The following is an 8,607-nucleotide window of genomic DNA, read 5'->3' on the forward strand; positions in this document are numbered from 1 at the left end:
CCACGCCCCCTCCAGGCTGGTTTGGACCTGGAACAGGCGGCACTGCCGACATCGTGGCACGTTGCCTGCTGTACCCGGGGGTGTTAGCGTTGGCTATATTGTGAGCCGTCACATCCATCGCAAGGCGTTGGGCATTCAGTGCTCGCCTCGCGGTCTCGAGCCCGAAGAAAGTGGACCTCACAGGATCACCTCCACCGGAGCACGGCTAGGCCTCATGGCTGATGCCGAGACTTCCCTGGGCCTCCCGGTCTAGCCTTCCCAGGCGGCCATATATGGTGCCGGAATGGGGTTCACCCTCCGCTCTGGCGATGAGCTTTACGAGGTTTTCGATGTAAGCAAGAGAGTCCCGAAGCAGGGCCTCGTTGATGGCGTTCTCTGTTCCTATGCTAGAGAGCACCTGCTCGATCTGGCTTCTGGCCCGCTCGCAGGCAGTTCGCTCCTGATCAGGAAGAGAAGAGACCAGAGCAGCCAAGGTCGTCTCCGAGCCCTGCGCCCCGGTCTCGAGAGTGAATTCCTTCTCCAATCTCAGCAGGGACACTTCAGCCTCTCTGATCCTGTAGATTGTGTTTTCCGCCCGGGAGACCGCTGACGAGAGCTCAGTCACGTCTCCCGCCGTGATCAGGGGACGCTGGGCCCGAGTCAACGTCAGAAGTTCGGAGTACAGGCTTAGTTCCAGTTCCAGGATCCCAAGAAGCCTCTCTCCGTAGGTCATTACGTTCACCCCGCCGCCTTGTAGGATCGAGGAGTTTCGCCGCGACATCTTTCCCGCTTACCTGGTACTGACCGGTCTCGATTCGTTCTCTGATGGAATCGACAAGGTCCTGCCGCATGTCGGGAAGAGACGAAAGAGCCACTCTTGCACTGTGGATCTCTCTGCCGGTTTGGGAAATAGTGACCTGATCCGGCCTCGCTCCGTCTTTTCGAGGGGCCGACCCATTTGGTTTACGTGTCCCTTCGGAATACAGCCTCAGGATGTCGCCGCCCTTGTTTCCGGTGATCCTCAAGTGCGTCACCTCGCGTCCTTAGCACTCGGCTACGCGAATAGTATCGGCATCACCGTACTCCGACTTTAGCCCGGAAGGCCCCATCACTCATCGAGCCGTCCATGCCGTTCCGGTGTCACCATCCTAAGAATTGCCCGGCTGCTGTCTCCGCCATCCCCAGATGCGCCTTCGCCAGGGTGTTGGGATGCATGAGAGACTCTCGCCGTGTAGCCCGAGATCTCCTTGCCAAATCTCAGGATGCACGCTCTACAGTAGATGCCAGAGGTGATCTGGATCCCACACGCCCGGCACACAACCGATCCTTCGGTACGTGACACCCTTATCCGGTCTTCTCTGACCATCCTGAGCACGAGATCACGTGGCACCCCTGTGGCGTCCGCTATCTCCTCGAGGTTGGCGCCCTCGTTTGCCCTGAGAAACTCCATGACTCGCTCATACTGTTCTTCCTCGGCACGAAGGCACTCAGGGCAGATCGGCTTGGTCACTCTGGCGAACAGCCGGCCGCACCTGCGGCAGTTTTGAAGCTCCACCCAGCGTACCCCCTTTTGGCCTCTCGAGTTCTCGTAGGAGGAACTCCGCAAGTCCGATGCCCCCCGCCCGGGCCAGGCTCCTGGAGAGTTCAGAATCGAGCATCCCCTGCACTGTCTCGGAGCCGAACCCGGAGGACAGTGCGGACTTGGGCACAGAAGCGCGCATCGACTTCATCATGATCTCGATGAACAAGGATTCGAACTCCGCACAGGCTTCTTTTAGTTTCGCGTGTTCATCCGCGGACTGGTCAGAAGTCGGAACCGCACGCGTTTGGGCAATTGTGATCCGGTTCGTCCCTGCTACCACGCTGCACCACCCCCTCGGACGGGAAGCTCTAGATTACTTCGAGTTCTGCCTGGAGCGCCCCGCACGCACGCAGGGCCTCCATTATGCTCATGATGTCCTGCGGCCTCGCGCCCACTGCATTCAGCGCATCTACTAGAGCCTGTATGGTAGATTGCGCCTCCAACAGAACTACACTGCCGGGCGCCGCTCCGTCCGCAGCCTGGGTGAGCTGCCCATCGGTGGGTGCTCCAGCGGGAGTCGCTGCCGGCGCCGCGGCGGGAGTGGATATCTGCACGCGGAATCCCCCATAGGATACTGCAGCAGGGCTCACGCGAACGTTCGCACCGATCACCACCAGTCCGGTCCTTGAATTGAGCACCACCTTGGCCGGGGCATCCGGAGTCACTTGCAGCGCACCGAGCTCTGCGAGGAATGGGGTGACTGCTTCTTTCCACTCCGGAGGCGTCGAGACACGGACCGTGCCGGCGTCGACCGCAGATGCAGTTCCGTTTCCGAACGCACTCGCAATTGCCTGCGCTATTCGGGTCGCAGTGGCATAGTCGGGGTTCAACAGCGACAACACGATTGATCCGTCGGGCATCACTATGTTCATCTCGACGTACCCCTCCACGGTGGCTCCAGATGGTACCCGTGCCACGGTGGGCAGGGAGTCGGCTCCCGTGATCACCGGCCCTTGCGCGACGGCATAGACCCGACCATCGGCGCCCGCAAGTTCGGTGAGCAGGAGGGTTCCCCCCAGTATGCTCTTGGCATCCCCGAGGGAGGAAGCAAGAACATCGATCCGGTCCCCGGGCTTTGCGAAGGCCGGCAGGGTTGCCGTCACCATCACAGCTGCAACATTCCTCGCGCGGATCTCCGCCGCATCCACCGCGATCCCGAACTTGTCCAGCATGTTGGCTAGAGAACGGGCGGTGAATGGCGTGCTCCGGCTGTCCCCGCTGCCCCGGAGTCCGATCACGAGACCGTACCCTATCAGCTGGTTGTCTCTGGCCCCGTGTACCCTGGTGATGTCCTTGATCCTCACGGAAGCCCCGTGGCATGGAGCGGGCACAACGGCGAAGATCAGGGCACACATGGCCGAGGCCAGGAGAGCTAATGCCAGAACCCTAGCAAGCCGGGTGGCAACAGGACGTGTCATGGGCGTACCTCCCACTCAGAAGATCAAGTTGAACAGGTACACAATTCCGTCCGCCAGCGTCTTGAAGATCCCCCCACGTTCGCCGGTGTATATCCCCCCCGAGAAGCTTATCTCCGCGTTCGCCACCAGGGTTGATGGGATGGTGTTCTGAGGGGATATGTCCTTGGGGCGTATAGTCCCAACCACGATCATCTGCTCTTTCTCCCGGTTGACTGACACTTCCCTAGTTCCCCTGATTCTCAGATCACCGTTGGGAAGGACTTCAGTCACCTGGGCAGTGATCGTGCCAACAAGCCGCCCAGACCTTGATGTCTCCGTAGTCCCACGGGCGGAATTGCCCCCGTCTAGCTTGAGTGCTGGGATGAAGTCGAACCACCCTACACCAGGTTTGGCCTCGACACCTATGCCCTTGGAGGATTGAGTCTTGGTGCTGTTCTGGGCATAGGAGGACTCCATCACGAGTATGGTAACGAGGTCGCCCACGCCTCTGGCTCGGGTGTCTGAGAACATAGACGAGAATGGAGAAACGTCCGAACCATATAGCGACTTCGCCCACACGGGTGATGTCCATGTGAAAGTCACGGTACCTGCCACAAGGCTCATGGCCACAAGGGCTGCCGCAACGTGCCTCATCTCAGTCCCCCCGTTCATCGAGGATCGCAATCACCGTCTCAGCATCCGAGACAACCGCCATTACTTCCAGGCCGGAGATTGTGTTGCGGACCCGAATCACCCGGCCCGGCCATCCGTCCTCGAGGGCAACCGCAGGTACACTCACTTTGATTCCGCGCGAGTTAGCCAGGAGTGTCACCTGGGCCTGCCCCAAGAGAGGCGGAACCGGTTCGATGTCATCCTCAAGCAGAACCGCCCCCTGAGGGATCGCTCGCCGTGTTCGCATCCCGGCCACACTCTCAGGGCTTGCTGGGATCACTCTCGTTGAGAGGTCCGGCGCCGGCCGGCGCTCAACTCTGACATCATCGCTGCCCAATGAGGCGCCCATGGGCGTCCACTTCACGGCGACCAGCACGTCCCTGGAAACGGAGACTCGGAGCCAGACCGAAGTCGTCTTGAGTTCGGCCCCATCCAAGATCACCCGGGTGTCCACTTTCACGAGTCCGCTCGAGAGTCCATTGTCTGCAACAGCGGCGACCAACGTGATTACCTGGGCCGCTCCGGGATCCAACCCCGCCAGTACCAGGTCTCCTTCGGACCGTGCCACAGACACCGAGTCCAGGAAGACCCCCTGGGGCAGAGCCTGGCAGACTGCCTGGACGGCTGCAGCCTCTATCTGCGCTGCTGGCACACGGATCCCCACCGCCTGGACCACCACCCGGCTCGGACCCACATACGCAAAAGCCGCCGGGTCTATCTTGCGTTGCCTCATCCGGACCTGGATCTGGCCAAGGGTGAGTACCCTCTCCTTGCCAGGCAGGGGTGCGGGGCCGATGTCCACGCCTCCAAGGGTCTCCAAGAGCACTGGGTCGGAGATGTTGAACATTGCGACATCGCGAAGAAATACCCTGGGGCCCACTACAGATGACGGGCTCACAAGCTCGATCGTCATCTCCGACCCAGGTTGGCTGGGGCCGGCAGCGATCCCGGTGTTGTAGGACAGGCCACGGGCTTCCGCACCGCATGCCGAACCTTGAAAAGCCGTGAGGGCCAGGACCCACGCGATCGCCGCGAAAACACAGGACAGATACAGAAATCGCCTGCTCATGGCTGGCCCCTCATGCCCCGCCTACCGTCTGAGGTTGTTCGCGGTCGCGAGCATCTCGTCTGAAGTCTGGATCGCCTTGGAGTTCACCTCGTAGGCCCTCTGGGCGATGATCATGTTCACCATTTCCTCTACTACTTTCACGTTGGACATCTCGAGAAATCCCTGGGCAATGGTGCCCATGCCGGAAAGGCCCGGGGTGCCTATGGTGGCCTCGCCAGATGCGGCAGTGGCCCTGAAGAGGTTGCGTCCCAGCGCAGCCAGGCCCGCAGGATTGAGGAACCGGGCAAGCTCAATCTTGCCGATGTCCTTGGGCTCATCGTCCCCGGCGACGAGAACGGATATCGTGCCATCGGTCCCGATTGAGATGCTCACGGAGTCAGTTGGGATGCTGATTTCGGGCTCAAGAAGGAACCCGTCGGATGTGACGATCCTGCCGTCTGCGTCCACCTTGAATGCCCCGTTCCTTGTGTAGGCGGTGGAGCCGTCGGACATCAGGATCTGGAAGAAACCGTCGCCCTCGATCACGAGGTCCAGTGGGTTCTCCGTCTGAATGAAATCGCCCTGGGAGAAGATCTTCTGAATAGCCGCGGCCCTGGTGCCCAGTCCAACTTGTATCCCTGCCGGAAGCTTCGATCCCTGCGCCACAGTGCTTCCGGCACTCCGGTAGGTCTGGTACATCAGGTCCTGGAAATCCACCCTGCTCTTCTTGAATCCCGCGCTGTTGAGGTTCGCGAGGTTGTTGGAGATTACGTCCATGTCCAACTGTTTCGCGAGCATCCCGGTGGCCGCGCTCCAAAGCGCCCTCATCATGGCTGGTCTCTCCTCCTTGTGTTTGTGGCTGCCTCAGTCGTTCAGCAGCCCGCGGCCCCCGCATGCGCGGTCCGGCCGCAAGTTTCCTGTCGTGGAATCACTACATCACCCTGCCGACCTCATTGACTGCTTTCTCAAGACACGCGTCCTGGGCAAGTATGGCGCGTTGCGCTGCCTCGAACACCCGGTACCCCGCCAGCATCTCCACCATCTCGGTGACCACGTTGACATTGGACTGCTCAAGCGAGTATTGAATGACCCGACACTCCGCCCCGGCTTCCACCATGGCGTCCGGCCCGGTGGCCTCAAAGAGACCCTCCCCCACCTTCACGAGGGCCCCGGGACCAGCAGGCGACTGGATCAGAAACCTCCCCGTGGTCGTCTCGTCCCCATCAGCCTCGATAAACTTGATACTACCGTCCTCGAGCGCTTCGATCCTGACTGTCCCCTGCGGCAACCGAACCGGCCCGTCATATCCCAGTACTCGGCGGCCCCCAGCCGTCAGAAGGTACCCCTCGGCGTCCATCTTGAAGTTGCCTGCCCGCGTGTACCTCACACCGGCCGTTGTCTCCACTGAGAAGAAGCCAGGGCCTTCGATGGCGAAATCCAGCTCCAACCCGGTCTCGACGATCGGGCCAGGGGACAAGTCGATATAGGATTCTGCGGTTGCGAGTCCCGTGCCAGCCCTTCCGATCACCTCCCCCCTTGCGCCCGCGAGCGCCTGGGAGAACGAGAGCCCGCAGACTACTTCCCGCTTGAACCCGGGGGTGGACGCGTTGGCAAGGTTGTTTGCCTTCGCCGCCTGCCACTGGTCGTGGTGGACCATCCCTGAGGCGGCGGCGTAAGCCCCGCGCAGCACCTTCACTCCACCTCCTTCCGAAACGAGCCTGGCCCCTGACGGCCGATGCAAGGATCGTGCCACATCCGGAAGCCAGTGTTCCCGGGCATGTCGCCCGGGAACAGATGATGGGGTAGATGTACTTCTTTCTCAGAGCGAGTAAATACTTCTCACCTTTCGCGCAGAGCCACTTCAACCGTGACGAGCCCGAAATCTGAGTGGAACGGGATGGAGAGCACGGGGGCAAACGTCGTCACAATCAGTTCTTTTCCTGTGAGCAGTGTAGGGGGAGTGAGAACACAGTCGTAACCGTTCTTCGCGAGCTCCGCGGCGGCATTGCCCGTGATGATGTTTCCCAGTTCCGCGATTGCACTCTTTGCCATCTCGTCCAGGCCGGTCACAGGCTCTCCGATCATGGCAGAGGCGAGCTTGATTGCGACTCGTTCCTCGATAGTGTAAATGACCTGCCCCACAACCCTCCCGGTGACGCCGATGATAGTGTTCACGTCGCTCCCGGCAACGGGGGATTGTTTGAGAGAGAGGGGTTCCCTCATGACATTCATCCCGAATTCCTTCTGGAAGACCATAATGACCGCGGATGCGAACGGGTTGACAAACTCCACTCTCATGTCCCGACCTCCATTCAATGGATGTTATCGGCCGGAGAGCGGGGTTTGTTTAGCTGGCGCATGTTGTGAGGGGGGACGGGTGCGCGCCGGACGTCGAGCCTGGCATCGGGCTCGACATCGCGCCGGGGGGCCGCGCCGGGGGCCTCGCGGGAGGCCCTCATCAGCTACTTGCCCTCGAGTCTGTCGCAATAGACGTGCATCGCCGCCCGCATGAACCCGGCCAGGCCTGGCTCGATCCTGTCGTAGAAGGCGGTGAAACGCTCGTCCTGCGCGTACCCGTCGCCCAGCCCTCGATAGACAAGGGCTGAACAAGTGTAGAAGCGATCATTGATTTACTGGTGATGCCTGCGGATCCACTCCTGAACCTCGGGATCCGTCGGGCTTCGGTCCATCATCGAGGCGAGGGCCTGATAGATCTGCTCGCCTTCCTGCTTGATGACGTCCCAATCCTCCTTCGTATACCGCTTCGTCCACCGGATAGATTACTCGTACTCCTTGCTCGTGCCCCACCGCTGCCGCGCTTCTTCCGCGTATTCCGCCTGATCGAACCCGTCGAACATCTCTTTCGCGTTCATTGCGATACCCCTTTCCATCGCATCGAGCGTGCGGTCGATTGACTGCACTAGCCTCCCGAGCCGCTCCTGCCGGTCCAGCAGCAGCTCCCTGTGATCCAGAAGCGCCTTCCTCCTGTCGAAGTCGAGACGGCTGACGATCTCCTTGATATCCTTGAGGCTGAACCCCAGCTCCCGGAAGAATAGGACTTGCTGGAGCCGCTCCAGGTCCTCTTCTGTGTAGAGCCGATACCCGGAGGCGGTCTTGTGCGCCGGCTTAACGAGACCGATTTCGTCGTAGTGATGTAAGGTGCGAATGCTAATACCCGCGAGATCCGAGACGGCTTTAACCGTGTAGGCCATGCAGCCAATCAACTCCATGTCCTACTCTAAACCATCACGTAGCGTGAGGGTCAATAGCCTCCAAGAAAAGAGGTCCCGGTAGCGGTAGTCAGGTAATGGCGAGTGTCCCACCTCGCGGTTGACGAGCTCTGGGGGTTCATCGTAGGCTTCGCCCTGTTAGACGCCATTTGGGCCTGCAAACCGGCATGACCCTGCGGTTCTCCAAATCTCCGTGCTACTCAATGTGGCCAGGAAAAGCCGCCTTGCGGCTATCGGCGTCGCAAGGCCGGTGTTGGACGATACCTGCCAGAACCACGAGATATACCGCTTGAGATACTTCGTCCCCACCCCGCGGAATCTCGCCAACCATTCCCGGAACCCTGTCATGAGCCGTTTCACGTTCCCCTGATGGTGCATCGGGTTGTTCGTCACAGTGTCCTTGTTGTGGGCCCTGGCCCGAAAAGGTGTCGTCCATGTCAGGCCCAGACTCCGATCCCCAGGCCTCGGCCAGTGCCCAAGCCCGCGCCCAACACAGACTCGAGCCCCTTCTGCGATCCGGTCCCGCATTACCTCATCGAACCCCACCCTCGATTCGCCCGGTATCACCTCGGCCGCCATGTTCCCGAACCGGTCGAGGGCGAACAGGACATAGGCCCTGTCTGAGCGGGGGCTGAGAAACGCAAACGCCCGCGCTTCTGCTCCAACCCTCCCTTTCCGGGCTCTTCGAGCCTCTTCCGG

At 60.7% G+C, this 8,607-nt stretch carries 12 protein-coding genes and 1 pseudogene; all 13 read right to left on the bottom strand.

The features are described 5' to 3' along the window. Positions 1-181: flagellar basal body protein (locus NUW23_12765; protein ID MCR4427037.1), on the bottom strand; the 181-nt coding region annotated here is incomplete at its 3' end. 24 nt (positions 182-205) lie between these two features. Beyond that, positions 206-712 (bottom strand): flagellar protein FlgN, encoded by a 507-nt coding sequence (locus NUW23_12770; GenBank protein MCR4427038.1) that lies wholly within the window; start codon positions 710-712, stop codon positions 206-208. A 375-nt stretch (positions 713-1,087) separates the two neighbouring features. After that, positions 1,088-1,534 (bottom strand): flagellar protein, encoded by a 447-nt coding sequence (locus tag NUW23_12775; GenBank protein ID MCR4427039.1) that lies wholly within the window; start codon positions 1,532-1,534, stop codon positions 1,088-1,090. Then, the gene (locus NUW23_12780; protein MCR4427040.1) at positions 1,467-1,841 is read right to left on the bottom strand and encodes a rod-binding protein; all 375 of its coding nucleotides are present in this window, start codon (positions 1,839-1,841) and stop codon (positions 1,467-1,469) included. Before NUW23_12780 ends, NUW23_12775 begins: the two co-directional genes overlap by 68 nt. Positions 1,842-1,869: 28 nt before the next feature. After that, positions 1,870-2,979 carry a flagellar basal body P-ring protein FlgI gene (locus tag NUW23_12785; GenBank protein MCR4427041.1) on the bottom strand — a complete coding sequence of 370 codons (1,110 nt, stop codon included), beginning with the start codon at positions 2,977-2,979 and terminating at the stop codon, positions 1,870-1,872. Positions 2,980-2,994: 15 nt separating this feature from the next. Further along, positions 2,995-3,612: a flagellar basal body L-ring protein FlgH gene (locus tag NUW23_12790; GenBank protein ID MCR4427042.1), complete on the bottom strand. Its 618-nt coding sequence runs from the start codon at positions 3,610-3,612 to the stop codon at positions 2,995-2,997. Position 3,613: 1 nt separating this feature from the next. Beyond that, positions 3,614-4,699, bottom strand: coding sequence for a flagellar basal body P-ring formation chaperone FlgA (gene flgA / locus NUW23_12795; protein MCR4427043.1), 1,086 nt, complete (start codon positions 4,697-4,699; stop codon positions 3,614-3,616). Between the two features lie 21 nt (positions 4,700-4,720). Then, positions 4,721-5,509 carry a flagellar basal-body rod protein FlgG gene (flgG, locus tag NUW23_12800; protein MCR4427044.1) on the bottom strand — a complete coding sequence of 263 codons (789 nt, stop codon included), beginning with the start codon at positions 5,507-5,509 and terminating at the stop codon, positions 4,721-4,723. A gap of 100 nt (positions 5,510-5,609) precedes the next feature. Then, positions 5,610-6,374 carry a flagellar hook-basal body protein gene (locus NUW23_12805; GenBank protein MCR4427045.1) on the bottom strand — a complete coding sequence of 255 codons (765 nt, stop codon included), beginning with the start codon at positions 6,372-6,374 and terminating at the stop codon, positions 5,610-5,612. A 143-nt stretch (positions 6,375-6,517) separates the two neighbouring features. Next, positions 6,518-6,976, bottom strand: a complete 459-nt coding sequence (locus tag NUW23_12810; protein MCR4427046.1) for a chemotaxis protein CheX — start codon at positions 6,974-6,976, stop codon at positions 6,518-6,520. A 164-nt stretch (positions 6,977-7,140) separates the two neighbouring features. Continuing rightward, positions 7,141-7,455: pseudogene (locus NUW23_12815) on the bottom strand (TipAS antibiotic-recognition domain-containing protein). Positions 7,456-7,458: 3 nt separating this feature from the next. Then, positions 7,459-7,890 (bottom strand): MerR family transcriptional regulator, encoded by a 432-nt coding sequence (locus NUW23_12820; protein ID MCR4427047.1) that lies wholly within the window; start codon positions 7,888-7,890, stop codon positions 7,459-7,461. Between the two features lie 156 nt (positions 7,891-8,046). Beyond that, positions 8,047-8,607: hypothetical protein (locus tag NUW23_12825; GenBank protein ID MCR4427048.1), on the bottom strand; the 561-nt coding region annotated here is incomplete at its 5' end.

It is taken from the genome of Bacillota bacterium (genome assembly GCA_024655925.1).
Taxonomy (GTDB): Bacteria; Bacillota; DTU025; order DTU025; family JANLFS01; genus JANLFS01.